The following is a 25,931-nucleotide window of genomic DNA, read 5'->3' as shown; positions in this document are numbered from 1 at the left end:
GCCTATCCAGGCCGGATCAGGTAAAGAGGTTCTTCATCACCCGGGAAGGATCTTTACACACTTGAGGTGACAAGCTCCCCTTCTCTCGGTGACTGCCCCAGGTCCTCAACGCGCATCGCACGGAGCGTTCAAGCAAGGAGGGACTCTTCTGAGACGGGTGCCGAGATGAACACTGTGACCTGCGCAAACGCGTTTCCTCCTGCGGCTGCGTCCCAGACGATGGACACACCCCACCGAAACAACCGGGTGTGTCCAGACGGTGGACATCGTCACGGACACCCGGCCACAAGATCAATGAGCTTCCACTCCCAGGTGAGTAGCCTTCGGGATGGGCGGTGGACACGAATGATCTCCCGGCAATGGGACCCAAGTGACCGACCTGCGGCGCGAGCGTCGGGCGAAGGCCGACGTCGGAAAGAACAGGTCGAGCCGAGCGGGGGCCACTGGCCGCGCGGCGGTGCGGGGCGCGGCAGCGGGCTTGGGACGGCGGGGGGTAGGGCGGGTTCCGTGTGGCAGGGCGGGTTTCAGTGGAGTGGGGAGGTGGTGGTCAGGAGGATTGGGCTAGCCAGGTGAGGAAGGCTTTGAGGGTCTGGCGGTCTATGGAGTAGCGGCCGCAGGCGGTGGGGCAGATGTCGTGGAAGACGAAGGTGCCGCCGCGGGTGGCGTGGTGGCGGAGGGTGGTGAGGGTGGTGGTGTTGAGGACAGTGAGGGGGGCTTTGGGGCGGATGTGCTGGTAGCCGCAGGAGCGGGCGATGCGGGTGGTGGCCGGGTCGGAGGCGTCGTAGGGGTAGGCGACGGAGCGGACGTCTTGGCCGGTGAGGGTGCGGAGGGCGGTGCGGTCGTCGCAGAGTTGGCGGCGGCGGGCGTCGGGGGGCAGGTCGGGCAGGCGGGCGTGGGTGAGGGTGTGGCCGCCGATCTCGTGGCCCGCCTTGGCGAGGTCGCGGACCTGGGCGGGGGTCATCCGGCCCGTACGGCCCAGCAGCCCGCTCGGTATGTAGAAGGTCGCGGTCAGGCCGTTCCCGCGCAGCAGCCGTACGGCCTCGGCCTGTGACGCCAGCCCGTCGTCGAAGGCCAGGACGGCACGCGCCGCGGCCCCTCTAGAGCAGCCGCCCGCATCCGCGCACCGGGACGACGACGGCGCGGCCTCGGCGGGCGCGTCCGGCTGCACCATAGACGCGCAGGCGGTGAGGAGGAGGAAAAGGAGGGGAAGGAAAGTGGGGAGGGCGGTGGGTGTCGCTCGCGGGCTGGAGAGCACCGGATCACCCTTTCCGCGGACTTTCGTGATCGGAGCGCCCTCCCCGTTAACCCCCGGATTCTGGGCGATCTTCTGATGACGCGAAATATCAGGCTATCTAGAACGATGCCCCTTGCCCGGTCCCCCCGCCCTACGGGTAAGACTGTCTTTATGGAGACGCAGAACAACCTTCTCGCCGGACCGCCGCCCACCCGCCTGCCGGACACCCCCGAGGCGCGGGAAGCGCTGGAAGCCGGAGCCGCCGCGTCCGATGTGGCCGCGCGGTTCCCGTCCTACTCTGCCGCGTGGGCGGCCCTCGCCGACGAGGCCTTCTCCCAGGGCCATGCCGTCACCTCCTACGCGTTCGCGCGGACCGGATACCACCGCGGGCTCGACCAGCTCCGGCGGGCCGGATGGAAGGGGCACGGGCCGATTCCCTGGGAGCACGAGCCGAACCAGGGGTTCCTGCGTTGTCTCCATGCCCTGGCCCGTGCCGCGCAGGCGATCGGCGAGAAGGAGGAGGCGGAGCGCTGCGCCCAGTTCCTCAAGGACTCCAGCCCGGCCGCGGTGGCGGAGCTGGCCGCGACCTGATCAGCGGTAACCAGGTAGAATCCGTATGCAAGAGCCCCTGACGCGCTTGCGCCAGGGGTTTCGCTTTTTGCTGGGGAGAGTTACGCGATGCCGGCTGTCGTTCTCGTGGGTGCTCAATGGGGCGATGAGGGCAAGGGCAAGGCCACCGACCTATTGGGCGACCAGGTCGACTACGTGGTGCGCTATCAGGGAGGCAACAACGCCGGGCACACGGTGGTGATCGGCGACCAGAGATACGCGCTGCACCTGTTGCCCACCGGCGTTCTCTCACCCGAGGTGGTCCCGGTGATCGCCAACGGTGTGGTCATCGACCCGGGAGTGCTCCTGGAGGAGATCGACGGCCTGCGCGCCCGGGGCATCTCCTGCGAGCGGCTGCTGATCTCGGCCAGCGCGCACCTGATCATGCCGCACCACAAGGCCCTCGACAAGGTCACCGAGCGCTACCTGGGCAAGGCCAAGATCGGCACCACCGGGCGGGGAATCGGCCCGGCGTACGGCGACAAGGTGGCCCGGATGGGCGTCCGGGTGCAAGACCTCCTCGATCCGGGCATCCTGCGCAAGAAGATCGAGGTCGCGCTCGGCGAGAAGAACCAGGTGCTGACCAAGGTCTACAACCGCCGGGTGATCGACCCCGACAAGGTCCTTGAGGAGTACCTCGGCTACGCCGAGCGGCTCAAGCCGCACATCGCCGACACCTCGCTGGTGCTGTCGCGGGCGCTCGACGACGGCAAGGTGGTGCTGCTGGAGGGCGGGCAGGGCAACCTGCTCGACATCGACCACGGCACTTACCCGTTCGTCACCTCCTCCTCGCCCACCGCCGGCGGCGCGTGCGCGGGGGCGGGCATCCCGCCGACGCGTCTCACCAGGGTGATCGCGATCCTGAAGGCGTACACCACGCGGGTCGGCTCGGGGCCGTTCCCCACCGAGCAGCTCGGCGAGACCGGCGACTGGCTGCGCACGACCGGCCACGAGTACGGCACGACCACCGGCCGCGACCGCCGCTGCGGCTGGTTCGACGCGGTGATCGCCCGCTACGCGACCCGGATCAACGGCGTCACCGACTTCTTCCTCACCAAGCTCGACGTCCTGTCCGGCCTTGAGCGGATCCCGGTCTGCGTGGCCTACGACATCGACGGCGTGCGTCACGACGAGATCCCGATGACGCAGACCGACTTCCACCACGCCACCCCGATCTACGAGGAGTTCCCCGGCTGGCAGGAGGACATCTCCGAGACCAAGTCCTTCGACGACCTGCCGCCCAACGCCCGGTCCTACGTCAGGGCGCTGGAGGAGATGTCCGGCGCGCCGATCTCGGCGATCGGCGTCGGCCCCGGCCGTACCCAGACCCTCCAGCTCCGCCCGCTGGTCTGAGCCCCGCGCCGGTCCGAACACGGCGCGCCGGGCGGGAGATCCGGCGGATCCCCGCCCGGTGCCGGTAAGGTCCGAGTGTGCGCGTCGAGATCCATGGACACCGGGGAGCCAGAGGGCTCAGACCGGAGAACACGCTTCCTGGTTTGCTGCACGCGCTGGAGCTTGGCGTCGACGCCCTGGAGTTCGATCTCGCCCTCACCGCCGACCGGCGCATCGTGCTCAGCCACGATCTCGTCGTGTCCTCGGTGACCAGTGCCGACACCCGCCCGGCGCATCACGGCGACCCCGCGTTCCCCTATGTCGGCAAGCCGATCGGGGCGCTGTCCCTCGCCCAGTTGCGCACCCTCGACTGCGGGGTGCGCCTGCCACGTCACCCCGACGACCCGTTCGCGCTGACGCAGGTCCCGCTGCCCGACACCAGGATGCCGACCTTCGGCGCGGTGCTCGGGCTGGTCGGCGCCTACGAGGCCGACGACGTGCGGCTGCACGTGGAGCTGAAGTCCGATCCGACCAGGCCGGAGCTGACGCCGGATCCGGCGGAGTTCACCGCGATGGTGGTGGAGGAGCTGGAGCGCCATCACCGGCTGGCGTCCTCGGCGATCCTCAGCTTCGACTGGCGGGTGCTGCGGGCCGCGCGCGAGCTGACGCCCGCGCTGCCGCGCGTCGCGCTGATCGAGTCCGCGACCATGGACCCGGCCTGGCTCGACGGCATCGACCTGGCCGAGTTCGGCGGCGACATCCCGCGAGCGGCGGCGGAGATCGGCGCGAACACGCTGTCCCCGCAGCACGTGCTGATCAATGAGGAGATGATGGCGCAGGCCGCCGGTGCGGGCCTGCCGGTGGTGGCCTGGACGGTCAACAACCCGGCCGACGCCGCGCGGTTGATCGACATGGGCGTCGTCGGGATCGTCACCGACTACCCCGACCGGATGCGGTCTCTGTGGGCCGAACGCGGCCTGCCGCTGGCCGAGCCCGTCGGCCCCCTCCGCCCCGTGGCCGCCGCCTGACCGGATCGGGCCCTACAGCCAGCCGTTGCGACGGAAGCTGCGGTACAGCAGGGCGCAGATCACCAGCATGCCGCCGACGATGACCGGGTAGCCGAAGACCCATTTGGTCTCGGGCATGAAGTCGAAGTTCATCCCGTAGACCCCGGCGACCATCGTGGGGGCGGCCATGATGGCGACCCAGGATGAGATCTTCCGCATGTCCTCGTTGGCCAGCGCGTTCGAGCGGGCCAGCGCCGCCTGGAGCACGGAGTTGCACAGTTCGTTGGACGACTCGACCTGCTCGCACACCCGGGACAGGTGGTCGCCCACGTCGCGGAAGTAGTCGCGCATCTCCGGCGGGATCATCCGGCGCTGCGGCAGCGCGCCGAGCGGCGTGACCAGCGGGGTGACCGCCCGCTTCATCTCGATCATCTCGCGCTTGAGGTGGTAGATGCGGCCGATGTCGCGGGAGCTGACGTCGGCGAAGACGGTGGCCTCGACCTCTTCCAGCGCCTCCTGCATGCGGTCGGCGACGGAGAGGTACTCGTCGACCACGTGGTCGGCGACGGCGTGCAGCACGCCGGTGGGACCGCGCGACAGCAGCCGGGGGTCGTCCTCGAACCTCCGGCGCACCCGGGTGAGCGGGCTGTGCTGCCCGTGCCGGACGGTGATCACGAAGTCGGGGCCGACGAACAGCATGATCTCGCCGGTGCCGATGATCTCGTCGTTCGGGTTGTCCTTGTCGTGCTCCATGAAGGAGACCGTCTTGAGCACGACGAACAGGGAGTCGCCGTAGCGCTCGACCTTGGGCCGCTGGTGGGCCTTGACGGCGTCTTCGACGGCGAGCGGGTGCAGGCCGAAGACCTCGGCCAGCCACTCGACCTCGGGGGCGGCGGGCTCGTGCAGGCCGACCCAGACGAAGGCCCCGGCCTGGCCGGGGGCGTTGCGGTCGCGCGCCTCGCCCGCGTTGTGCTCGCGGACGAGCCCGAGGGCGTCCTCGATGGTGCGGGCCGTGACCTTGGCGCCACCGAGGTAGGCGGCGTACTCGACGAGGGAGTCGCTCGGCGGCACGCACACACCGACGGCGGCAGCGCGCTCGGCGGCGGACGAGGTCACCGGCTTGCGACGGCCGTGCGTGGCGGCGGCGCGGTGGTGGCGGCTGATCTTGGGGAAAAGCATGGACGAGCGCATGACGGCACCTTCCCGCCCGGGCGAGCGCCGGCCACGCGTGACGGCATGCGACCCCACGAGGGAGCGCGTTCGTCTAAAGGAAATGCGTGAGAAGGCTCAGATCGGGCGACCGAATCGGGGTGGTCGGGGGAGATCGATCGTGCGCACGAAGTACGTGCGCCAGCACGTACTGCAAGGATCACCAGAATTCATCCCGGACCACCTCCAATCCCAAACAGACGCCATAGCCGCCCCAAGTTATCACAAGGGCGTTGTGCCAAGCGCTAAGCCTACCCTCGCCACCTCCCATAGATCATGCAGAACTCCACAAAAACCCCGGTGACTGTCCGTGTCATCTTGCCCAGGGCCGGACAACGATAGGGTCGTTCGCGTGCGCGTACTTGTGATTGGGAGCGGCGGCCGCGAGCACGCCCTGTGCCGGGCCCTCGCGGCGGACTCGCAGGTCGATGAGGTCCACTGTGCTCCGGGCAACGCCGGGATCGCGTCCGTGGCGACGGTGCACGCCGTGCGGGCCACCGATCCCGCCGAGGTGGCGGGGCTGGCCGGCAAGCTCGGCGCCGACCTGGTCGTGATCGGGCCGGAGGCCCCGCTGGTGGCGGGCGTGGCCGACGCCGTCCGGGAGGCGGGCGTCCCGTGCTTCGGGCCGTCGGCGGAGGCCGCGCGGATCGAGGGGTCCAAGGCGTTCGCCAAGGACGTCATGGCCGCCGCGGGGGTGCCGACGGGCCGCGCGAGCACCTGCTCGACGCCGCAGGAGGCCGCCGCCGCCCTCGACGCGTATGGCACGCCGTACGTGGTGAAGGACGACGGCCTGGCGGCGGGCAAGGGCGTGGTGGTGACCGGCGACCGCGAGGCCGCGCTGGCCCACGCCGCCGCCTGCGAGCGCGTGGTCATCGAGGAGTACCTGCCCGGCCCCGAGGTGTCGCTGTTCGCGCTGTGCGACGGCGTGACGGCCGTGGCGCTGCGCCCCGCACAGGACTTCAAGCGCGCCTACGACGGCGACGAAGGCCCCAACACCGGTGGAATGGGCGCCTACACCCCGCTCCCCTGGGCCGCGCCGAGCCTGACCGACGAGGTCATGGCCACCGTCGTGCAGCCGACGATCGACGAGCTGGCCGCGCGCGGCACGCCGTACATCGGGGTGCTGTACGCGGGCCTGGCGCTGACGCCCGACGGGCCGAAGGTCATCGAGTTCAACGCCCGGTTCGGCGACCCCGAGACGCAGGTCGTGCTCGACCGCCTGGCCACGCCGCTCGGCGGGGTGCTGCTGGCGGCGGCGACCGGCGCGCTGCCCGCGCTGCCGCCGCTCACCTACCGGGGCGGCGCGGCGGTGACCGTGGTGCTGGCCTCGGAGAACTACCCGCAGGCCCCGGTGACCGGCGGCGTGATCGGCGGTCTCGACGAGGTGGCCGAGCAGTGCGAGGACGCCTACGTGCTGCACGCGGGCACCGCGCTCGACGCCGACGGCCGGGTGGTCTCCGCGGGCGGGCGGGTGCTCAACGTGGTGGGCACGGGGCCCGATCTGCGTACGGCCCGCGCCGTGGCCTACGACGCCGTCGGCCGGGTCACCCTGGCCGGGTCGCACCACCGCACCGACATCGCCGCCGCGGCGGCCGAGAGCACCGAGACCGAGGGCACCCTGTAGAGAACCGGAGGTCCGGGGCCGCACGCCGTGGATGACCTGACAGACTGGCCGGGTGAAGCACCTGCACTCCGGGAAGGTCCGCGATCTCTACCAGACCGACGACGACCTGCTGCTGATGGTCGCCTCGGACCGCGTCTCGGCCTTCGACCACGTCCTCGAACCAGAGATCCCGGACAAGGGGAAGATCCTCACCCGGCTCTCCCTCTGGTGGTTCGACCAGCTCGCCGACATCGTGCCGAACCACGTGGTGCGCGGCGGCGACGACGGCCGCAGCGTGCTGTGCCGTCCGCTGCGCATGGTGCCGGTGGAGTGCGTGGCCCGGGGCTACCTGGCGGGTTCGGGGCTGGCCGACTACCGCAGCGCGGGCGAGGTGTCCGGCGTGGTGCTCCCGCGCGGCCTGGAGGACGGCTCGCGGCTGCCCGAGCCGGTGTTCACGCCCAGCACCAAGGCCCCGGTGGGCCAGCACGACGAGCCGATGACGTACGAGCAGGTGGAGGCCGAGGTCGGCGCCGAGGTGGCGGCCGAGCTGCGCCGGATCACGCTGGCCGTCTACTCGCGCGGCGCGGAGATCGCGCGCGAGCGGGGCATCGTGGTGGCCGACACCAAGATCGAGCTTGGCTGGGACGCCGACGGCACGCTGACCCTCGGCGACGAGGTGCTGACCCCCGACTCCTCCAGGTTCTGGCCGCAGGACGAATGGCGGCCGGGCCGTACGCAGCCGTCGTTCGACAAGCAGATCGTCCGCGACTGGCTGACGTCGCCGGAGTCGGGCTGGGACCGCGCGTCGGGCTCTCCGCCCCCGCGACTGTCCCCCGAGGTCGTAGAACGGACCAGACAGCGTTATATCGAGGTGTACGAACGCCTCACAGGTCACATCTTCCCCTCCTGACACTCAGGAATCGGCCGGGTCACTCCGTCGCAGCGGCTACTGTGGGCGCGAATACCCCTGCGGACGCTCACCCGTCGAACAACAGGTGTCGCCTGATGCACACGGGTTCACTTCCGCGGCTCGTCCCGCGAGCCACCCCCGTTACTGTCCAAGGAGCTTGACGCGAATGGTCCGTTACCGCGTGCGTGGTGGCAACGCACTGCGTGGCACCGCCTTCATCCAGGGTGCGAAGAACGCCGTGCTGCCGATGATCGGCGCGGCGCTGCTGGCCACCGAGGGCCGCACGGTACTTCGCAACGTACCGATCATCGAGGACGTCCGCCGAGCCGTCGAGCTGGCCGAGGCGGTGGGCGCCCGGGTGGAGCTGCACGAGGCCGAGCGCACCCTGGTGATCGACGCCTCCAAGCTGACCAGCCCGGTGCTGCCCGCGGAGATCGCCCGGCGCTTCCGGGGCTCGGTCCTGTTCGTGCCCGCCCTGCTGCACCGGCTCGGCGAGGCCGTCATCGAGGGCATCGGCGGCTGCAACCTGGGCAGTCGTAACCTCGACTTCCACTACCTGGGCTACAAGCGCCTGGGCGCGATCGTGGACGAGGGCGAGACGGTCATCCACGTCAAGGCGGCCGGGTTCACCGGCGCCCAGCTCTACCTCGACACCCCGTCGCACACCGGCACCGAGAACCTGATCATGGCGGCGGCGCTGGCCTCCGGCACCACGGTGATCGAGAACGCCGCGCTGGAGCCCGAGGTCCTCGACGTGATCGACATGCTCACCAAGATGGGCGCGAAGATCAGCGGTGGCGGCACCGGGTTCATCACCGTCGAGGGCGTCGACGAGCTGCGCGCCGTCGAGCACCGGGTGATGCCCGACCGGCTCGACGCCGGGGTGATCGCGATGGCGGCGGCCATCACCGGCGGCGAGGTCAACCTCGTGGGGGCCCACCTCGACCATTTGGGCGTGGTGCGCTGGAAGCTCGAACAGATGGGCGTCAAGTTCGCCGACCAGGGCGCGGTGCTGCACGTGAGCCGGGATCGCTCGCTGCGGCCGATCAATGTGATCACCGATACCTACCCTGGTTTCGCCACCGATCTACAGTCCCCGCTCATGACGCTGGCCTGTCTGGCGGACGGCGTCAGCTACATCCACGAGCGCATTTTCGACGGCCGCTTCGCGCTGGCCGCCGAGCTGAACCGGATGGGCGGCCGTGTCGAGGTCGAGGGCAGCCGGGCGGTCGTGCACGGCGCCACGCCGCTGACCGGCACCGAGGTGACGGCCCACGACCTGCGCTCCGGCATTGCACTGGTTCTCGCCGGCCTCGCCGCCGAAGGCGAGACCCTGATCTCCAACGGCTATCTCATCGACCGTGGGCACGCGCATCTGGCCGAACGCATGCAGGCTCTGGGGGCCGATGTACAGCGAGAGATTTGCGCCACATGAAAACTCCTGTTTTTCGCGGCTGACCTGCATCTTTACCGGAACTACCAGTCATGGGAACGGAATTGACTAAAATCCGGGCGTGACATTATGGCCCTCGCGAGCGATCGTTCCAAAAGAGAGCACCGCAAACGGATGGCAGGATGGGACGAACATTGGTCGAGCGGGGCGAAGAAACACCCCGAGTGTCACGCCCGGGCACCATGACACCGGATCTCACCATCGGGGTGGTGGGACCACACGATCTGGTCGAGCGCGTGATGCTTATGGGGCATGCCGCGGCACCGCTGCCATGCCGACTCGTGGCCGCCGCTTATCGGGATGAACAGGAAGCCGCCGACAAGGTGACACGGCTAGGGCCAGGCGTAGACGCCTGCCTTTTCGCCAGCCCTGTCCCCTACGACATCGCCCGGCGTTCGGGCGTGCTCACCATGCCGGCGACTTATGTTCAGCTTGGTGGGGCGGCACTCGTGGCGGCATTGGCACGGGCTGCGCTGGACGAGCGGATCGACCCCGAGCGGGTCAGCATCGACGTCCTGACCAGACCCGAGGTCGAGGAGGCATACTCCGATCTCGGGCTGGCCAGTGCGGAGGTGCACAGCCGCGACGAGCCGGGAGCGACCGGCACGGTGGCCGCCTATCACGAGCGGCTGGCCAGACAGGGAGCCACCAGCGGGGCGTTGACGTGCCTGCCCGCTGTGGCCGAGCGGTTACAGGCGGCTTCGATTCCGGTGATCCGGATCCGGCCGACGTCCGCGGCCGTGCGCACGGCGCTGCATACCGCGGCGCTGCTCGGCGCACACCATCGGCTGGAGGAATCCCAGCTCACGGTGGTGGTCGTCGAGGTGCCGACGTTGCGCGAGCCGGTTCGCCGGGCCGCGCCCCGGTACTGGCGCGACGAGCTGCGCCTCTCGCTGCACCGGTTACTCGTGCAGGAGGCCAACCGGATCAACGCCACGGTGTGGCCGATCGACGATCACAGTTATCTGGTGACCGCGACGAGAGGCTCGGTCGCGGCCGCGACCGACGGGTTCCGGGTCATGCCGTTCGCGGCCAGGATCCGGGACGAGCTGGGTTTGGCGGTGGAGGTGGGCGTCGGCATGGGCCGTACGACGCACGACGCCGAGAGCCACGCCAGGGCCGCGCTGGCGCGCACCCAGACGGGCAAGCAGGGCCAGGGCTTCGCGGTGGACCGCGAGGGCCGGGCGCTGGTGCCGCCGCCGAGGATGCCGCCACAGGGGTCCGGGCCCATCAAGCCGAAGGGCGTCGAGGTCCTGGCCAGGCTCGCGGCCAAGCTGGAGGGCGGTGACACCGTGGTGGACGCGGAGAGCGCGGGGCGCATGCTCGGCGTGACCCCGCGTACGGCACGGCGTCTGCTGCGCACGCTGGTGGACGAGGGACTCGCGTGGCCGCTGCCGCCCAACCGGACACCGCAGCCGGGCCGTCCCAGGCAGCTTTACCGGCTCATCGTGGAAAAGCTCGGCACCCGCTGAGTGACGGCACCTTACGGCACTCGCCGACCCCGAGTCAGGGGTCTGACCCCAGCGAGTGCGTCGCGGCGAAAGCCGATAGTGTAATGAGCCATGGGCACAGACGATGCTGTCCGCAGACGAAATCTGATGATCTGGGGCGCTCTCGCGATCGTCTATGTCGTGTGGGGATCTACCTATCTCGGCATCGCCGTAATGATCGAGACGATTCCACCGCTGCTGGGAGCCGCGCTGCGCTTCCTGGCCGCGGGGACCGTGCTCGGCGTGGTCCTGCTGCTGCGGGGCAGAGGCGTCCTTCGCATGTCCGCACGGCAGTTCGGCGGCGCGGCCCTGGTCGGCCTGCTGCTGCTGACCGGCGGCAACGGCATGGTGGGCATCGCCGAACAGTACATCTCGACCGGGCTCGCCGCGCTGCTCGTGGCCTCGGTGCCGCTCTGGCTGGTGATCTTCAGGTTCGCGGTGCGCGACCGGCCCACCCTGTCCACCCTCGCCGGAGTGCTGGTGGGCTTCGCCGGAGTGGCCGCCCTGTGCCTCACCGGAGGCGGCGGCGAGTCCAGCACGCAGGGGATCATCACCATCCTGTTCGCCTCGCTGTCGTGGGCCCTCGGATCCTTCCTGGCGGCCAAGCTGCCGATGCCGCCCAACCCGTTCGCGGCCAGCACCGTGGAGATGCTGGCGGGCGGGATCGCGCTGGCGGCCGTGGGCACGGCGCTGGGCGAGCGGCTGCACTTCGCCGACATCTCCGGCCGGTCGTGGGCCGGGCTCGTCTACATGGTGCTGGTGGGGTCGCTGATCGGCTTCACGTCGTACATCTGGCTGCTGGGCAACGCGCCGATCTCACTTGTCGCGACGTACGCCTACGTCAACCCGGTCGTGGCGGTGGTGCTGGGCGCGATCGTGCTGAGCGAGCCGATCACCGCGCAGGTGATCCTCGGCGGGCTGATCATCGTCGCGGGGGTGGCGCTGGTGGTCTCCACCGAACGCCGACGCGCGGGGCCCGCCCAGGAACGCGAGCTCAGCCCCGCCGACCGGACGACCTGAACTCGGCGGCGGCGGTCAGGAACGTGTCGTCGGCCTCCGGCGTGCCGATCGAGATCCGCACGCCGTCCGGCGGGTACGGGCGCACCGCGACGCCGTAGGCGGCGCAGTGGTCGGCGAAGGGCACGGTGTCGTCGCCCAGGCCGAGCCAGACGAAATTGGCCTCGGTGTGCGGCACCTCCCAGCCCTGGGCGAGCAGCCCCTCGCGGACCCTGGCGCGCTCCTTGACCACCAGCTCGACGCGTTCGAGCAGCTCGTCCTGCGCGGCCAGTGAGGCCACCGCCGCCACCTGCGCCAGGTGGTTGATCGCGAACGGCACCATGACCTTGCGCACCGCCGCGGCGACCGGCTCGTGGCCGATCAGGTAGCCGACGCGGAGCCCGGCCAGGCCGTACGCCTTGGAGAAGGTGCGCAGCACCGCCACGTTGGGACGGTCTCGGTAGAGGGTGAGGCCGTCGGGCACGTCGGCGTCTCTGACGTACTCGTGGTACGCCTCGTCGAGGATCACCAGGACGTCGCCGGGGACCGCGTCGAGGAACCGCACCAGCTCCTCGCGGCGCACCACGGTGCCCGTCGGGTTGTTCGGGTTGCACACGAACACCACCCGCGTGCCGGGCGTGATCGCCGCCGCCATCGCCTCCAGGTCGTGCGTCGCGTCCGTCAGCGGGACCCGCAGGGAGGTGACCCCGGCCAGATCGCTGAGCAGCGGATACGCCTCGAACGAACGCCAGGCGTAGACGACCTCGGCGCCCGGCTCCCCCACCGTCTGCAGGATCTGCTGGGCCAGCGTCACCGATCCGGCCCCCAGCGCCACGTGCTCGGCCGGTACGTCGTACCGTTCGGCGAGCGCGGCGGTGAGCCCGGCCGCGGCCGGGTCGGGGTAGCGGTTCATCTCCCGCGCCGCGCTCGCGACGGCCTCGACCACGGACGGCAGCGGATCGTAGGGCGTCTCGTTGGACGACAGTTTGTACGAGCGGCCGTCGGGGGAGACCACGGACTTCCCCGCCTTGTAGGCGGGTACGGTGTCCAGAATCGCGCGGAAACGAGGCATGCGCACACGATAACGCGCCGACGGCCGGCAGCGTCTCAGCGGTACCTCAGTGGTCTCAGAGGTGTCGCTCGCCGCTTCTGACCAGGAGGTCGTGCGCCCTGGCCGCGTGCCCCGACTCGACGAGCACCTGGTACCTGTCGGCGACCAGGCTCGACGACGAGACGAAGTCCCGGCGTCCGCCGGTGAGCGCGTGCGAGACCAGGCCGAAGATCGCACCGGCGATCGCGCCCCAGATCAGGCCCCAGATGAGCAGGGCCAGCCAGGACCTCGCGCCGCTCGCGAAGAGGCCGAAGAACAGTCCGATCAGCAGACCGAACCACGCGCCTCCGGCCGCGCCCATCGCCAGGGCGCGCCAGTAGGTGAGCCGCGCGACGACGCGTTCCACGGTGCGCAGCCCGACCCCGATGATCAGCGTGCCCTCGACGGGGAACTCGTGGTCGGATAGGTAGTCGACGACCCGTTGGGCCTCTTCGTACGTCGCGTATTCACCGATCGGCTCATGGTTGGCCGTGATGGCGACCGAAGGAACAGTGGACATGAAAGGCACCCCCTCTGGCGGCGGCCTGTCCTCTCAGACTCTCCCCGGGCGTGTTCGCGCCACATCCCCCGGATGAGCAGGCACGTGGCCACCGGCACCCCGTCAGATCGGGGGATCTAGGTGAGCCGGGAGGCGTCCTTCGCCGGGCGCATCATCGGCGGGCGCAGCAGCTCGGCCGGGCCCCTGCGGTAGAGCATGGCGGGACGCCCGCCGTCGCGGGTGGTACTGTGCCCGGTGGGCACCAGGAAGCCCTCCGCCTTGGTGACCTTCCGGTGGAAGTTGCGCGGGTCGAGGGTGCGGCCCCAGACGATCTCGTAGACCCGGCGCAGTTCGGCGACGGTGAACGCGGGCGTGCAGAAGGCCGCCCCCAGTGAGGTGTACTCCAGCTTGGCGCGGGCCCGCTCGATGCCGTCGAGCATGATCCGGCGGTGGTCGAAGGCCATCTCGGTGAGCTCGGGCAACGGCCGCCAGCTCATGTGGGCCTCGGTGGAGGCCGGCAGGTCGGGGGCCAGCCCCAGGTAGGCCACGCTGACCACGCGCTGGCGAGGGTCGCGGTCGGGGTAGCCGTAGGTCTGGAGCTGCTCCAGGTGGACGGGCGCCCCGGGCAGCCCGGCCCGCTCGGCGAGGACCCGGGCCGCAGCGGCCGGGAGGTCTTCGTCGAGATGGATGAAGCCGCCGGACAGTGCCCAGCGGCCGACGTACGGCGGTCGGTCGCGGCGCCAGACCAGCGCGCACAACTCGGCGCAACGCACGGTGAGCACGACCAGATCCACGCTGACCGGGATGCGCGGGACCATGTGATGCACGTTACACCGAGCGAACGGTCATCTACGCCACCTCACCCGGCGCGGACGTGCAGCGGCTCGGCCGCCGCCCTGCCGTCCGCCGAGATGACCTCCACGCGCACCCATTCACCCTCCGGTACGTCGGACCAGTCAAGCGGCACCCACAGCGTCCCGGTGCCCGCGGGCATGCCGGGCAGCGGCGTGGGGTCGTGCCAGCCCGCCGCGCGGGCGTCGGCCGTCCGCGGCGTGGCCAGGCCCTCCCAGGTGACGTTCACCCGGGTGGCGGCCAGGTTGTAGCCGCGGATCTCCAGGCCGTCCTGGATGTCGCGGGGCTTGCGGACGGCGTCTACCGGCAGCGGGCGGTCGTGGTCGGCGGTGATCTGCTCCGACAGCGAGGGCGAGCCGCAGGTGAAGAAGTCGCTCCACATGTAGGAGATGACCTTGGACACGTAGCGGCCGGTGAGCGTGACCGCGGTGTCCAGCCGCTTCTTGTCGGTCGCGCCCCGGGTGCCCTGACTCCCGCAGGGCTGGTCGCCGGACGGCTCGAACGCCTCCACGTTGGCCCAGAGCCGCACGTCGTGGCCCTCGGCCGCCATCTTCTCCCTGGCCTCGGCCATGGCCCGGTAGTAGTCGCGGGTGGACGCGTGGTAGGCCGTGCCGTACGTGGTGTCGCCGACCACCGACCGCAGCCGCTCGTCCACGGGCTCATCGCGCTGGTCGCTCCAGAACAGGCCGACCTTGCCGGTGCCCCGGCTGTCCTGCGGGGCGATGATCTCCACACCGGTCCTGGCCAGTGCCTCGAAGCCCTGGGCGACCTGTTTGGGGGTGGCGCCGAAGGCGACCCGCTTGCGGGCGTCCAGGTAGGGGCTGACCAGGATCGGCTTGCCCGGCAGCTCCTGTTCCACGATGTTGTGCTGCTCGGCGTAGACCCGCAGGGTCTCGTGGTCGCCCTCGCCGCCGTCGAACGTCATCTGCCGCATCTGCAGCTCGAAGGGCTGGTAGACGCCGCCGAGCGAGGCCCGGTCGCGGTGCCGCTGCCCGTAGTCCTGCAGGATGCGGCGGGTCAGCGTGGTGAGCGTGCCGATGTGCCTGGGGTCGGCCTTGGTGGGCTGGGCCGGGTTGCGCGGGGCCAGCGGCAGCGCCGGGAAGACCTGCATGTGGAACCGGTCGGCGAGGCCGAGGAGTTCGGTCAGGCTGTCCGTGGCCGCCGCCGCGACGATGATCAGGTGGTAGTTGCGCGGTTCGGTGAAGTCACAGGCGGCGGCGTCGCTGCCGTCCTGGGGGGCGATCAGCCGGTAGTAGACGGCCTTGCCGACGGTGATCGAGCGTTCCATCCCCGGGCAGCGGAAGATGCCGTCGCCGAAGCTCTCGTCGGTCCGGTAGACGTAGGTCCAGGTGATCCGGTTGCTCGGGTTGGCCTTCTGCAGGTCGCGCTCGGCGGACTGCACGCACGTCAGGCCGTCCTCCTCGCACGGCGCGTACCGCGCGTCCACCTGCATGTCCTTGGTCATGATCCGGCCGTCGTCGTCCACGTAGCGCGGCTGCAGGCCGGTGCCGAGCCTGATCACCGTGTCGCCGCCGACCTTGTGGATGGCTTCGAGCTGCTTGCGCCAGGTGCACTCGTTGGAGGTCGGGACCAGCCAGTAGCCGGTCACCGCGTACGGCGAGCGCGTCCCGGTGTCGAAGGTGCCGCACGGGTCGGTGAACAGGCTGGCCGAGGGCGACGGCTTGGCGGGCGAGGAACGCTCGGCGCTGCGCCGTGCCGACGGGTCCTCCGGTAGGACGATGACGACGGCCGCGACCGCGGCGATGATCGCCGCTCCCAGGAGAACGGTGAGCCAGCGCACTTTCAGGAGATTACCGCCCTTGATATCAACACCGCATAAATCCGGACCGCAGCCCGGATGCCTGGGTCACACCCGCCTGTGCTTCTTCACCCCAGGGCGCCGGACGCCGCCCCACTCCTCAAGCTGCGAAACGAACCTGCGGGCCGAGTTCGGCCAGTGGTGGTTGGCGCGGGCCGCCGAGTAGCCGCGCGCGCCCTGCGCGTGCCGTTCGCGCTCGTCGTCCTTGAGCGTCAGCACGGCCTTCGCCACGGCCTTGGCGTCCTCCCAGGGCACCACGACGCCGCTGTGGTAACGCTCCACCAGCTCCACCGCGCGCGGCGAGGGGGTCGTGATCACCGGAATGCCGTGGGCCATGTACTCCACGATCTTGGTGGGCATGGAGTGCCGGTAGTTCGGCTCGTCGTGCAGCAGCGACAGGCCGGCGAGCGCGCCGTCCAGCCGCTTCAGCGCCTCGTCGTTGGGCATGAAGTCGCGCCACTCCAGCAGGCCCTCGGCGACGGCCTGGTTCAGCACGGGGCGGGAGCGGGGGTCGGCGTAGCCGATCAGCTCGACCGTCACCCGGTACGGCTGCAGCAGCCTGGCGACCTCCACCGCCTCGCGCACGCCGCGCGCCTCCGACAGCCAGCCCAGGTAGACCACCCGGTCATCGCCCGGCGGCACGACGCCGTCGGGCACCCAGGTCTCGTTGGGCACCACCAGGTGGGCCTGGCGGAACCGGCCCGCGTAGGCGGTCTCGGCGAGCAGCAGGTGCAGGTGGCGCTCGGCCCTGCCCTCAAGGAGACGCGCCAGGGCGCGCACCGGGGGGCGCAGCAGGCGCGGCAGCCACGGCTTGAGCGAGAGCGTGGCCGGGGTGTCCTCGTGGACGTCCCAGACCACGGGCGGGCGCTTGCGCATGCCGACCACCGCGAACAGCAGCTCGGGGTCGTGCACCAGCACCAGGTCCACCTTGTCGCGCAGCCGCTTGAACAGCGTGCGCGCGGCGCGGACGGCGGCGAACCGCCGCCGCTCGGCCGCTCTGGGCAGATCCACCCCGTTGACCCAGGGACGCGGCACGACGCCACGGGCACTGTACGGCGCCGCGTACGTGACCTCATGACCGGCATCCACCAGCGCCCGGATCTGCCGGTGCAGGATCCGCGCGTCTTCGGGGTGATGGACCACCGTCATGACGAGCACGTGCACGCGCCGAACCCCCTAGAGCCTCTCGACGCGTTCGCCCTCGGCGAGGACGCCTCGGGTGTCGAGCACAAGTCCGCCGCGATCTTCGACGACCGCGAGGTCGAAGACCGCGTGCTGCTGGAGCAGCACCGTGATGTCGGCCGTGGCGACGGCCTGCGCGAGGTCTTCCTCACGCGGGACGAGCTCACCCTCGACCCGCCACTCCTTGACGTACGGATCGACGAACGCCAGATCCGCGCCGAGCTCACGCAACGCACGGGCGAGCGGAACGGCGGGCGTCTCACGCTCGTCGGCGATGTCCGGTTTGTAGGTCACCCCGAGCAGCAGCACCCGCGACCCGTTGACCGCCTTGCGGTGCCGGTTCAGCAGGCGCTGCACCCGGGCCACCACGTAGGACGGCATCCGCTCGTTGATCTCCTGGGCCAGCTCCACGAAGCGGAACGGGTAGCCCAGCTTGCGCACGGTGTACGACAGGTAGCTCGGATCGACCGGTATGCAGTGCCCGCCGACGCCCGGCCCCGGCAGGAACTTCTGGAACCCGAACGGCTTGGTCGCGGCGGCCTCTATCGACTCCCACAGGTCGATGCCCAGCTCGTCGCAGAAGATCGCCATCTCGTTGACCAGCGCGATGTTGACGTGCCGGTAGGTGTTCTCCAGCAGCTTGGCCATCTCGGCCTCGCGGGTACCGCTGACCGGCACCACCTGCTCGACGAACCTGGCGTAGAAGGCGGTGGCCCGCTCCAGGCAGGCCGCGGTGAAACCGCCCACCACCTTCGGGGTGTTGCGCAGGCCGAACTTGGGGTTGCCCGGGTCGATGCGCTCGGGTGAGAAGGCGAGGTGGAAGTCGCGGCCCGCCGCGAGCCCGGAGGACTCCAGCAGCGGCCGGGCCACCTCGTCGGTCGTGCCGGGCCACGTCGTGGACTCCAGCACGACGAGCGTGCCCGCGGTGAGGTGCGCCGAGACGGCCTTGGTCGCGCCCTCGACGGCGGACAGGTCGGGACGGTGGTCCTCGTCGAGCGGGGTGGGCACGCAGATGACGATGGTCTCGCTGCGCGCCAGCACGGACTCGTCGGTAGTGGCGGTGAAACCGTTCTTCAGCATCTGGTCGAGGTCTGCGTCGGTCAGGTCGTCGATGTACGACCGCCCCGCGTTGAGCGCGACCACCTTGCGGGTGTCCACATCGAGCCCCGCGACCCGCAGCCCGGCGGCCGCGGCCTCCTTGGCCAGCGGCATACCGACGTACCCAAGACCGATGACGGCGAGGTCAAACTCGTTCACGGGTAGCCCACGGGAGCCGGAAAGAACACTTCATGGTCGCAAAGGCTATCTCAAGTCTGCATGAGGCACGCGTAATGCCAATGAACCCATCAGATCCGGTACCAATCAGGCCGGTCATCGCACCGGTCATCGGGAGTCAAGCGTGCTGTACAGATCCCGGTAGGTCTCGGCCACGCGGCTCCAGGTCCTCTTGGCCGCGACCTCGGCACGCCCGGCCTCGCCCATCGCCGCGCGCCGCGCGGGATCCTCGCGGAGCCCGGCGAGGGCCTTGGCCAGCTCCGCCGGATCGCCCGCGGGTACCAGCAGGCCGGCGCCGTCCGAGCCGACCAGCTCCGACAGTGCGGGCAGGTCGCTCAGCACCACCGGCTTGCCGAGGGCCATCGCCTCGACCGGCTTGAGCGGGGTGACCAGGCGGCAGACCCGCAGGTCCTCACGCGGGCAGACGAAGATGTCGATGGCCGCCTGCGCCTGCAGGGCCTCGTCGGGGCCGACCCGGCCCGGCAGGACCGCGTCGGTCAGGCCCAGCTCGCCCAGCAGCTCCAGCAGCGCGGGGCGCTCCGAGCCGTCGCCGACCAGCAGCACCCGGACCGGCGAGCCCTGGTCGCGGAGCAGGGCGGCGGCGTTGAGCAGGGTCGCGAAGCCCTCGTAGGCCACGATGCTGGACACCGAGCCGACCACGATCTCGCCGGGGGCGATACCGTACGCCTCGCGGAAGGCCGTGCCGTCGTACTCGGCGGTGAGCAGCGAGTCGTCCACGGCGTTGGGGGCCAGGTGGATGCGCTCGCGGGGCACGCCGCGCTCGACGATCTCGACCGCCATGGTCTCGGCCAGCGTGACCACCGCGTCCGCCGAGCGCATCAGGTGCGCCTCGCGCTCGCGCTGGAGCAGGTGCCGCTCGCTGCCGACCCGCAGCTCGGGGTCGCGGGAGGCCCAGGTCTCCTCAAGGAAGCCGCGGACCTCGTAGACCACGGGGGTGCCGGTGCGCTCGCGCACCGCCAGCGCCACCGAGCCGTTGCGGTGGTCGGTCGCGGCGTGCAGCACCTGCGGGCGCAGCCGTCTGACCAGTTCGGTGACCTCGCCCGCGCCGCGGACCATCCGGCCCCGCGTCTCGAACGGCACCTCGCCCTGACTGCCGGGCAGCAGCCGGTGGTACGGAATGCCGTCGATCTCCTCGTACGGCTCGACGTCGGTGTGCCCCTGGAGCATCGGCCAGCCCCAGCTCGTCACCACGTGCGGGTCGAGCCCCGCCGCCTTCTGCGCGGTGACGATCCGGTGTGTGCGGACGGTGTACCCGGCCTGCGTGTACGGCAGCGCGTTGGTGACGCAGTGCAGCACCCGCCCTTCGACCCGCTCGCCCATGATGACCTTGGGCTTCGGCGGGATCGGGTCGGGCTTCAGCGCGGCCAGCTCGCCCGCGTAGTACTCGGCGCGGCGGCGGATGAACGGGTACTTGACGTGCGGCTGGAGCACCCCGGCCGCCTCGGTCATCCGGCCGGCGTCGAAGTGGGCGCGCGCCTCGTCCCAGGGGCCGCGCAGCACGCGCATGCCGAGTTTGCGCGCGACCCAGCGCAGCCTGCGGGCCGCGGGCCAGGCGACGCTGCCCACGACGGGGCGCAGCTTGGGGGGCAGGGTGTCGGCCGCGGCATGGGCGACCCTGATCGGGTCGGACTTGACGCGGCTGGCGACGACACGGGACACGATGACCGGGTGGCGCACGAAGCCCTTCAGGATCCCCTTCAATCCGGCCTTGGCCGACTTGGGGGATACCTTGCTGGACTGTGGCGGACTGGCGTCAGGGACCACGCGGCGACCGTACCATAGGCAACGTTTTCCTACTGTGATACGAAAGGCGAGGTCAATGAGGGAACGTCTCCCCTTGGTGCTCCACGTACTCGGGGCCAGGCCGAATTTCGTCAAGGCCGCTCCCGTGGTTCGCGGCCTCACCGAGCTGGGCGTTCCCCAGGGGATCATCCACACCGGCCAGCACTATGACGCCCTTATGTCGGACGTCTTCTTCGCCGACCTCGGCCTCCCCGAACCGCTCGCCAACCTGGCCGTCGGATCCGGCACCCACGCCAAGCAGACCGCCGCGCTGCTGGTCGGGCTTGAGCAGGTCGTGCAGGAGCACGATCCCGGTCTGGTCGTGGTCTACGGCGACGTCAACTCCACGCTCGCCGCGATCCTGGTGTGCGCCAAGCTGGGCGTGCCGACCGCGCACGTGGAGGCCGGGCTGCGGTCCTTCGACCGGGGCATGCCCGAGGAGGTCAACCGCGTGGTCACCGACGCGCTGGCCGACCTGCTCTTCGCCACCTCGCCGGAGGCCCTGTCGCACCTGGCCCGCGAGGGCGTGGACCCGGCCAAGGTGCACCTGGTCGGCAACCCGATGATCGACAGCCTGACCGCCGCGCTGCCGCTGCTCGACCCCGAGCCGGTACGGCTGCGGCTGCGCATGCCCGAGCGCTATGCCGTCGGCACCCTGCACCGTCCCGCGAACGTGGACGACCCGGACGCGGCGCGCGAACTGGTCGAGGCGGTCACCGAGGTGAGCCGCCGCATCCCGGTGGTGGTTCCGCTGCACCCGCGCGGGCGCGAGCGGCTGGCCGCCGCCGGGCTGGTCACCGGCGAGAACCTGACGGTCATCGACCCACTGGGATACGTCGAGTTCCTGTCACTGGTGCGCGGCGCGAGCCTGGTGGTGACCGACTCGGGCGGGGTCCAGGAGGAGACGACAATGCTGGGCGTCCCGTGCCTGACCCTGCGGGCCAACACCGAGCGGCCGATCACCATCACGCACGGCACGAACCGGCTGGTCACGCCCGCCCAGTTGCCGGCCGCCGCCGAGAAGGCGCTGGCGGACGGCGCGGTGACGCCGAGCGGTGACCTGCCCCCGCTGTGGGACGGCGCCGCGGGCCCGAGGGTCGCCCGGGTCATCGCCGCCTGGCTGCGGGGAGACAGCTTGTCGCCCGCTGCGCACACGCTGAGCGCTTCCTACAAAAAGGGCTAAACGCCCATTTATCCTGCGGCGACCGCCGTACCATGACAGATCCTACGAGTCCGCCTGAGCGAGGCCGTCATCATGTCCGCAAGTCCCGAAGATCCCACCCCCGACCCTGAGTTCAAGCGCCTCGGCCCGGTCAACTGGCTGCCCGAAGAGCGCAAGGTGGTCGAACGCCACGAGGCGGAGATCAGGGAACTGCGGCGCAGGCTGGAGATCGCCGAGGCCAGGGCCGAGTACGCGAACTGGAAGCTCTCCGCCATGACGGCCAAGCGGGCGTTCAAGGTGGGCGAGGCGCTGAGCGACCGCAGCCCCGGCGGCGTCGTCCGCGCGATGCGGTCCAGGGACAAGGCGCCCGACGCGCCCACCCCGGTCACCGAGGTGATCCACACCGTGGAGAACCGGGGTCCGCTGGTGGACGTGCCCATGGTCAAGTGGCCCACCGGGCCGATCGCCCGGCCCGACCTGAAGGTCGCGGTCATCCTGGACGACTTCTCCAGGATGGCCTTCCGCTACGAGTGGGACCAGATCGAGTTCGGGCTGCGCGACTGGCCGGAGATCTTCGCCGAGCGGCGGCCCGAGGTGCTGTTCTGCGAGTCGGCCTGGCACGGCAACCAGGGCCGCTGGCGCTACCAGATGACCGGGACGAAGGCCCCCAAGCAGGAGCTGCGCGACCTGATCGCGTGGTGCCGGAGCGAGGGGATCCCAACGGTCTTCTGGAACAAGGAGGACCCGCCGAACTTCGACTTCTTCATCGACACGGCGAAGTTGTTCGATCACGTGTTCACGTGTGATGGCGACATGATCCCGAAATATAGGGAAATACTCGGGCACGACCGGGTGGACGTCCTCCAGTTCGCCGCCCAGCCCCGGGTCCACAACCCGGTGCAGTCCCGCGAGGGCCGCCTGCACGACGTCGTCTTCGGCGGCATGTACTTCCGCGACAAGCACCCCGAGCGGCGCGAGCAGATGGAGACGGTGCTGGCCCCCGTCCGCGAGCTCGGGCTGCACATCTTCGCCCGCAACGGCGAGGTGGACGAGAAGTACGCCTGGCCGCCGGAGTACGGCCCGCACATCGTCGGCGAGCTGCCCTACGACCGGATGCTGGCCGCCTACAAGCTCTACAAGGTCTTCCTGAACGTCAACTCGGTGCTCGACTCGCCCACCATGTGCGCCCGGCGGGTCTTCGAGCTGTCGGCCTGCTCCACGCCGGTCGTGTCGGGCTGGTCGCGGGCCATCGAGGAGACGTTCGGCGAGCTGATCCCGATCGCGCGCGAGCCGATCGAGTCCTACAACCAGGTGCTGCACCTGATCAACAGCCCGGAGCTGCGGGCCCGCCAGGGGCACCTGGCCATGCGCGAGGTGTTCGACAAGCACCTCTTCTCGCACCGGGTGGACCAGATCCTGGGGGCGCTCGGCCGTCCCGCCGAATCGCTCGAACGCACGATCTCCGTGGTGCTGCCCACCAACCGCGCCGCCCAGCTCGAACACGCGATCTCCTCGGTGGCCAAGCAGATCCACCGGCCGCTGCAGCTCGTCATGGTGCTGCACGGCCTGGACATCGACCCCGTCGTGGTCGCCGACAAGGCGCGGATGGCCGGGATCTCCGACGTCGTGGTGCTGCCCGCCGCCCCGGAACTGTCCCTGGGCGCCTGCCTCAACCTGGGCATCGCCGCCGCCGACGGCGACTTCGTGGCCAAGATGGACGACGACAACCTGTACGGCGAGCACTACCTGTCCGACCTGGTGCGGTCCTTCGACTACACCGACGCCGAACTGGTCGGCAAGGGCGCGCACTACACCTACTTCGAGGGCCGCGACACCACCATGCTGCGGCTGCCCGGCCTGGAGCACCGCTACGCCCACCTGGTGCAGGGCGGCACCTTCCTCGGCCGCGCCGCGATGTTCCGCGCCTACCCCTTCGAGGACGTCACCCGGGGCGAGGACACCCGCATGGTCCGCGCGCTCAAGGCGGACGGCGTCAAGATCTACTCCGCCGACCGCTTCAACTTCGTCTACTGGCGCAGCGCCGACGCCGACATGCACACCTGGCAGGCCGACCACATCAAACTGACCCGCAACGCCCAGTTCTCCTTCGTCGGCCGCCCCGACGCGCACGTCCTGATCTGATGCGTGAGACTCCGGCACAACTCGCGGAACTGCAGCGGCTGCTCGACGACTCGTTGTCGCGGTCGTCGAACCACCTACGGTCGATCATCGGGGCGGGCGAGCGCGCCCTGACGGCGGAACAGCTCACGAGCGTCCTCACCGGCATGCGGACGCTCGCCATCTCGACGGTCACCGCCGGGGGCGAACCACGGCTCAGCGCCGGTGACGGGCACTTCCTGAACGGGCGGTGGGTGTTCGGGACCAGCGTCACGGCGGCCAAGGCCAGGCATCTGGCCGCGCGCCCGGCCGTCAGCGTGGCCCTCATCGAGGGTGAGAAGCTGGGCGTGTTCACCCACGGCACGGCGGTGAACCTGAACCCCGAGGAGGGGCCGGAACACCCGGAATGGCCGGACGTATACGCCTATCTCCGCAAGTACTACGGGGCCTTCATGGACCGCGACGACCTCGTCTTCTACCTGGTCGAACCGCACTGGATGGTGGCCTGGGCCGCCGACTTCGACTCCCTCACCGAGGACTAGGGTCCTCCAGCAGCTCCTCGACCTGCGCGTAGGTCGGCACCTGGGGCCCCGGCGTGCCGCCGAAGATCTCGGTCGCGGCGGCCACGGCCGCGCCCAGCGCGGTGCGGTAGAGCAGTGACCCGAGGCTGATCCGGCGCACGCCGAGCTCCGCCAGCCGGACGCGGTCGGTACGGCCGGGCAGGAACAGGATGTTCAGCGGGACGGGGACGCCCGCCACCAGGGCGGACACGTCCTCGTCCCGCGCCGCTCCGGGCACGAACACTCCGTCCGCCCCCGCGTCGGCGTACGCGCGCGCCCTGGTCAGGGTCTCGTCGATGGACGGCTCGCGGTCGCCGGACAGCCAGAACGTGTCGGTGCGGGCGTTGATGAAGATCTCCGGGGCGGCCGAGCGGACGGCGGCGACCACCTGGGTCTGGTGGGCGACGGGGACCAGCGAGCCGCCGGGCCGGCCGTCCTCGATGTTCACCCCGGCGACGCCGAGGGCGGCGAGTTCGGCGACCAGCGCGGCCACCTCGCCGGGATCGTCGGAGAAGCCGCCCTCGGCGTCCACCGTGACCGGCACCGGCAGCCTGACCAGCGCGCGGGCCAGGGTCAGCGTCTCGGCCTGGGTGCCACCCGCCGAATCGGGCTTCCCGGCACCGGCGGCGACCCCGAGGCTGGTCGTGCCCACGGCGGGGAAGCCGGCCCGGACGAGCGCGGCCCCGCTGGTGTAGTCCCAGGCGTTGGGCAACAGCAACGGCCCCTGGGCATGGTGCAGCTCACGAAAACTCATCCCTCGGTCTCCTTCGTCCTGCGCAGGATCGCCTCCACCACACCGGCGGCCAGCCGTACCGCGTGATCTGCCCCGGGACAGGGCCGCCGTCCCGCCCCGAAGGTCAAATGGCTACCTTCAGTGCGTCCAGGATCGAACCGGTCGGGGTCCGCGAAGACCTCCGGGTCCCGGTTGGCCGCACGCAGGTCCAGGGTCAGCGGCACGCCGTCCCGCGCCCCGACCCGCCGCATGACCGGAACCGGCGGATCGAACCGCGACGTCTCCCGGACGATCGCCACCACCGGCCACTTCCAGGGGTCGTCCATCCGCACCGCGAGCGCGACCGAGTCGGCGACGAGCGCGGCGGTCGACTCACACGCCTGCGCCACGATCGCGATCCGATTGGCTACGTGCTCGTCGTCCCGGCCGTCGTCTTCCAGTGCCTCGACCAGCACCTCCACCGCCGCATCGACCTCAGGCCCCGAGCCCCCGGTGAGGTAAACGGACGCGACGACCGGCACGGCCTCCACGAACGCGCCCAGGTCACGCACCCCCATCGCCTCCCCCAACGCGGTCATGGGCGCGGCCCGCGCCACCGTCGCCACCATGCCGGTCACGTCCCGGGGATCGGCCGTCGCGAGCATCCGCAAGGCATGCTTCCGCGCCCTCCGCCCCAGCACCTCCGGATCCATCCCCGCCAACTCCCCGGCCACCACCGCCCGCCGTCGCTCATGCACGGCCCCCTCACTGAACCGGCACACCATCGCCCGCAACCACGCCAACGACCCGCGCGCCCCACCAGCGCCCACCCCCGGCACCACGAACCGGGCATCCGACAACACCGCCACCACATCCGCATACCGCCCGAAGGACAGTTCCCTCTCGTCCATCCCCCGACCGTACGAACGATTCGTTTAACGAGCTTGTCACCTCAAGTGTGTAAAGATCCTTCCCGGGTGATGAAGAACCTCTTTACCTGATCCGGCCTGGATAGG

General features: G+C 70.5%; 22 protein-coding genes. 11 read left to right on the top strand and 11 right to left on the bottom strand.

Annotation, left to right across the window (positions count from 1 at the left end; translation table 11 throughout):
• Positions 1 to 547: 547 nt before the first annotated feature.
• Complete coding sequence (locus P3X83_RS42335) at positions 548 to 1,171, bottom strand: polysaccharide deacetylase family protein (protein WP_277311100.1); 624 nt, start codon at positions 1,169 to 1,171, stop codon at positions 548 to 550.
• Positions 1,172 to 1,405: 234 nt separating this feature from the next.
• Between P3X83_RS42335 and P3X83_RS42330 the strand changes: the two genes are divergently transcribed.
• The 3 genes from P3X83_RS42330 to P3X83_RS42320 all read left to right on the top strand — a co-directional run bounded on the left by P3X83_RS42330 (position 1,406) and on the right by P3X83_RS42320 (position 4,203).
• Positions 1,406 to 1,825, top strand: coding sequence for a DUF3151 domain-containing protein (locus P3X83_RS42330; protein ID WP_277311099.1), 420 nt, complete (start codon positions 1,406 to 1,408; stop codon positions 1,823 to 1,825).
• A gap of 87 nt (positions 1,826 to 1,912) precedes the next feature.
• Positions 1,913 to 3,196 carry an adenylosuccinate synthase gene (locus P3X83_RS42325; protein WP_277311098.1) on the top strand — a complete coding sequence of 428 codons (1,284 nt, stop codon included), beginning with the start codon at positions 1,913 to 1,915 and terminating at the stop codon, positions 3,194 to 3,196.
• A gap of 77 nt (positions 3,197 to 3,273) precedes the next feature.
• Positions 3,274 to 4,203 (top strand): glycerophosphodiester phosphodiesterase family protein, encoded by a 930-nt coding sequence (locus tag P3X83_RS42320; protein ID WP_277311097.1) that lies wholly within the window; start codon positions 3,274 to 3,276, stop codon positions 4,201 to 4,203.
• Between the two features lie 12 nt (positions 4,204 to 4,215).
• Here P3X83_RS42320 and P3X83_RS42315 read toward each other — a convergent pair whose 3' ends face one another.
• Entirely contained in the window at positions 4,216 to 5,373 is a 1,158-nt protein-coding gene (locus tag P3X83_RS42315; protein WP_277311096.1) for a magnesium and cobalt transport protein CorA, read from the bottom strand.
• 370 nt (positions 5,374 to 5,743) lie between these two features.
• On the opposite strand from P3X83_RS42315, the gene purD reads away from it, so the two are divergent.
• The 5 genes from purD to P3X83_RS42290 all read left to right on the top strand — a co-directional run bounded on the left by purD (position 5,744) and on the right by P3X83_RS42290 (position 11,867).
• Entirely contained in the window at positions 5,744 to 7,015 is a 1,272-nt protein-coding gene (gene purD / locus P3X83_RS42310) for a phosphoribosylamine--glycine ligase (RefSeq protein ID WP_277311095.1), read from the top strand.
• 52 nt (positions 7,016 to 7,067) lie between these two features.
• Complete coding sequence (locus P3X83_RS42305; RefSeq protein ID WP_277311094.1) at positions 7,068 to 7,904, top strand: phosphoribosylaminoimidazolesuccinocarboxamide synthase; 837 nt, start codon at positions 7,068 to 7,070, stop codon at positions 7,902 to 7,904.
• Positions 7,905 to 8,070: 166 nt separating this feature from the next.
• A complete protein-coding gene (gene murA, locus P3X83_RS42300) occupies positions 8,071 to 9,339 on the top strand; it encodes a UDP-N-acetylglucosamine 1-carboxyvinyltransferase (RefSeq protein ID WP_277311093.1) in 1,269 nt (422 codons plus the stop codon).
• Between the two features lie 200 nt (positions 9,340 to 9,539).
• Complete coding sequence (locus P3X83_RS42295) at positions 9,540 to 10,829, top strand: transcriptional regulator (protein ID WP_277311092.1); 1,290 nt, start codon at positions 9,540 to 9,542, stop codon at positions 10,827 to 10,829.
• A 126-nt stretch (positions 10,830 to 10,955) separates the two neighbouring features.
• The gene (locus P3X83_RS42290; protein ID WP_277311091.1) at positions 10,956 to 11,867 is read left to right on the top strand and encodes an EamA family transporter; all 912 of its coding nucleotides are present in this window, start codon (positions 10,956 to 10,958) and stop codon (positions 11,865 to 11,867) included.
• On the opposite strand, the gene hisC is transcribed toward P3X83_RS42290, so the two are convergent.
• The 7 genes from hisC to P3X83_RS42255 form a co-directional block, all read right to left on the bottom strand.
• Complete coding sequence (gene hisC / locus P3X83_RS42285; protein ID WP_277311090.1) at positions 11,842 to 12,915, bottom strand: histidinol-phosphate transaminase; 1,074 nt, start codon at positions 12,913 to 12,915, stop codon at positions 11,842 to 11,844. The genes P3X83_RS42290 and hisC overlap by 26 nt on opposite strands.
• A gap of 55 nt (positions 12,916 to 12,970) precedes the next feature.
• Positions 12,971 to 13,453: a general stress protein gene (locus tag P3X83_RS42280; RefSeq protein WP_277311089.1), complete on the bottom strand. Its 483-nt coding sequence runs from the start codon at positions 13,451 to 13,453 to the stop codon at positions 12,971 to 12,973.
• A gap of 116 nt (positions 13,454 to 13,569) precedes the next feature.
• Entirely contained in the window at positions 13,570 to 14,250 is a 681-nt protein-coding gene (locus P3X83_RS42275) for an NUDIX domain-containing protein (RefSeq protein ID WP_277311088.1), read from the bottom strand.
• Between the two features lie 41 nt (positions 14,251 to 14,291).
• Positions 14,292 to 16,085 (bottom strand): DUF4434 domain-containing protein, encoded by a 1,794-nt coding sequence (locus P3X83_RS42270; protein WP_277311087.1) that lies wholly within the window; start codon positions 16,083 to 16,085, stop codon positions 14,292 to 14,294.
• A gap of 66 nt (positions 16,086 to 16,151) precedes the next feature.
• A complete protein-coding gene (locus P3X83_RS42265) occupies positions 16,152 to 17,267 on the bottom strand; it encodes a glycosyltransferase (RefSeq protein ID WP_277311086.1) in 1,116 nt (371 codons plus the stop codon).
• Positions 17,268 to 17,279: 12 nt separating this feature from the next.
• Positions 17,280 to 18,542, bottom strand: a complete 1,263-nt coding sequence (locus tag P3X83_RS42260; protein WP_277311085.1) for a nucleotide sugar dehydrogenase — start codon at positions 18,540 to 18,542, stop codon at positions 17,280 to 17,282.
• Between the two features lie 126 nt (positions 18,543 to 18,668).
• A complete protein-coding gene (locus P3X83_RS42255) occupies positions 18,669 to 20,345 on the bottom strand; it encodes a glycosyltransferase family 4 protein (RefSeq protein ID WP_277311084.1) in 1,677 nt (558 codons plus the stop codon).
• A 55-nt stretch (positions 20,346 to 20,400) separates the two neighbouring features.
• Here P3X83_RS42255 and wecB point away from each other — a divergent pair, with 55 nt between their 5' ends.
• The 3 genes from wecB (at position 20,401) to P3X83_RS42240 (ending at position 24,185) form a co-directional block, all read left to right on the top strand.
• Positions 20,401 to 21,546 carry a UDP-N-acetylglucosamine 2-epimerase (non-hydrolyzing) gene (gene wecB / locus P3X83_RS42250; protein WP_277311083.1) on the top strand — a complete coding sequence of 382 codons (1,146 nt, stop codon included), beginning with the start codon at positions 20,401 to 20,403 and terminating at the stop codon, positions 21,544 to 21,546.
• A gap of 72 nt (positions 21,547 to 21,618) precedes the next feature.
• Positions 21,619 to 23,667, top strand: coding sequence for a glycosyltransferase (locus tag P3X83_RS42245; RefSeq protein ID WP_277311082.1), 2,049 nt, complete (start codon positions 21,619 to 21,621; stop codon positions 23,665 to 23,667).
• The gene (locus P3X83_RS42240; protein WP_277311081.1) at positions 23,667 to 24,185 is read left to right on the top strand and encodes a pyridoxamine 5'-phosphate oxidase family protein; all 519 of its coding nucleotides are present in this window, start codon (positions 23,667 to 23,669) and stop codon (positions 24,183 to 24,185) included. Before P3X83_RS42245 ends, P3X83_RS42240 begins: the two co-directional genes overlap by 1 nt.
• On the opposite strand, the gene P3X83_RS42235 is transcribed toward P3X83_RS42240, so the two are convergent.
• Both P3X83_RS42235 and P3X83_RS42230 read right to left on the bottom strand, forming a co-directional pair.
• Positions 24,172 to 24,957: an isocitrate lyase/phosphoenolpyruvate mutase family protein gene (locus tag P3X83_RS42235; protein WP_277311080.1), complete on the bottom strand. Its 786-nt coding sequence runs from the start codon at positions 24,955 to 24,957 to the stop codon at positions 24,172 to 24,174. The two genes, P3X83_RS42240 and P3X83_RS42235, sit on opposite strands and share 14 nt — an antisense overlap.
• Positions 24,954 to 25,826, bottom strand: a complete 873-nt coding sequence (locus P3X83_RS42230) for a cytochrome P450 (protein WP_277311079.1) — start codon at positions 25,824 to 25,826, stop codon at positions 24,954 to 24,956. Before P3X83_RS42230 ends, P3X83_RS42235 begins: the two co-directional genes overlap by 4 nt.
• Positions 25,827 to 25,931: the final 105 nt, after the last annotated feature.

It is taken from the genome of Spongiactinospora sp. TRM90649 (assembly GCF_029382225.1).
Lineage (GTDB): Bacteria > Actinomycetota > Actinomycetes > Streptosporangiales > Streptosporangiaceae > Spongiactinospora.
This window is presented reverse-complemented; position numbering and strand designations above follow the sequence as displayed.

What these genes read in the sequence shown, in the direction of transcription:
- P3X83_RS42335 (WP_277311100.1), bottom strand. Translation starts at nt 1,171, where the DNA reads ATGGTGCAGCCGGACGCGCCCGCCGAGGCCGCGCCGTCGTCGTCCCGG.
- P3X83_RS42330 (WP_277311099.1), top strand. Translation starts at nt 1,406, where the DNA reads ATGGAGACGCAGAACAACCTTCTCGCCGGACCGCCGCCCACCCGCCTG.
- P3X83_RS42325 (WP_277311098.1), top strand. Translation starts at nt 1,913, where the DNA reads ATGCCGGCTGTCGTTCTCGTGGGTGCTCAATGGGGCGATGAGGGCAAG.
- P3X83_RS42315 (WP_277311096.1), bottom strand. Translation starts at nt 5,373, where the DNA reads ATGCGCTCGTCCATGCTTTTCCCCAAGATCAGCCGCCACCACCGCGCC.
- murA (WP_277311093.1), top strand. Translation starts at nt 8,071, where the DNA reads ATGGTCCGTTACCGCGTGCGTGGTGGCAACGCACTGCGTGGCACCGCC.
- P3X83_RS42295 (WP_277311092.1), top strand. Translation starts at nt 9,540, where the DNA reads ATGACACCGGATCTCACCATCGGGGTGGTGGGACCACACGATCTGGTC.
- P3X83_RS42290 (WP_277311091.1), top strand. Translation starts at nt 10,956, where the DNA reads ATGATCTGGGGCGCTCTCGCGATCGTCTATGTCGTGTGGGGATCTACC.
- hisC (WP_277311090.1), bottom strand. Translation starts at nt 12,915, where the DNA reads ATGCCTCGTTTCCGCGCGATTCTGGACACCGTACCCGCCTACAAGGCG.
- P3X83_RS42280 (WP_277311089.1), bottom strand. Translation starts at nt 13,453, where the DNA reads ATGTCCACTGTTCCTTCGGTCGCCATCACGGCCAACCATGAGCCGATC.
- P3X83_RS42275 (WP_277311088.1), bottom strand. Translation starts at nt 14,250, where the DNA reads ATGGTCCCGCGCATCCCGGTCAGCGTGGATCTGGTCGTGCTCACCGTG.
- wecB (WP_277311083.1), top strand. Translation starts at nt 20,401, where the DNA reads ATGAGGGAACGTCTCCCCTTGGTGCTCCACGTACTCGGGGCCAGGCCG.
- P3X83_RS42245 (WP_277311082.1), top strand. Translation starts at nt 21,619, where the DNA reads ATGTCCGCAAGTCCCGAAGATCCCACCCCCGACCCTGAGTTCAAGCGC.
- P3X83_RS42240 (WP_277311081.1), top strand. Translation starts at nt 23,667, where the DNA reads ATGCGTGAGACTCCGGCACAACTCGCGGAACTGCAGCGGCTGCTCGAC.
- P3X83_RS42235 (WP_277311080.1), bottom strand. Translation starts at nt 24,957, where the DNA reads ATGAGTTTTCGTGAGCTGCACCATGCCCAGGGGCCGTTGCTGTTGCCC.
- P3X83_RS42230 (WP_277311079.1), bottom strand. Translation starts at nt 25,826, where the DNA reads ATGGACGAGAGGGAACTGTCCTTCGGGCGGTATGCGGATGTGGTGGCG.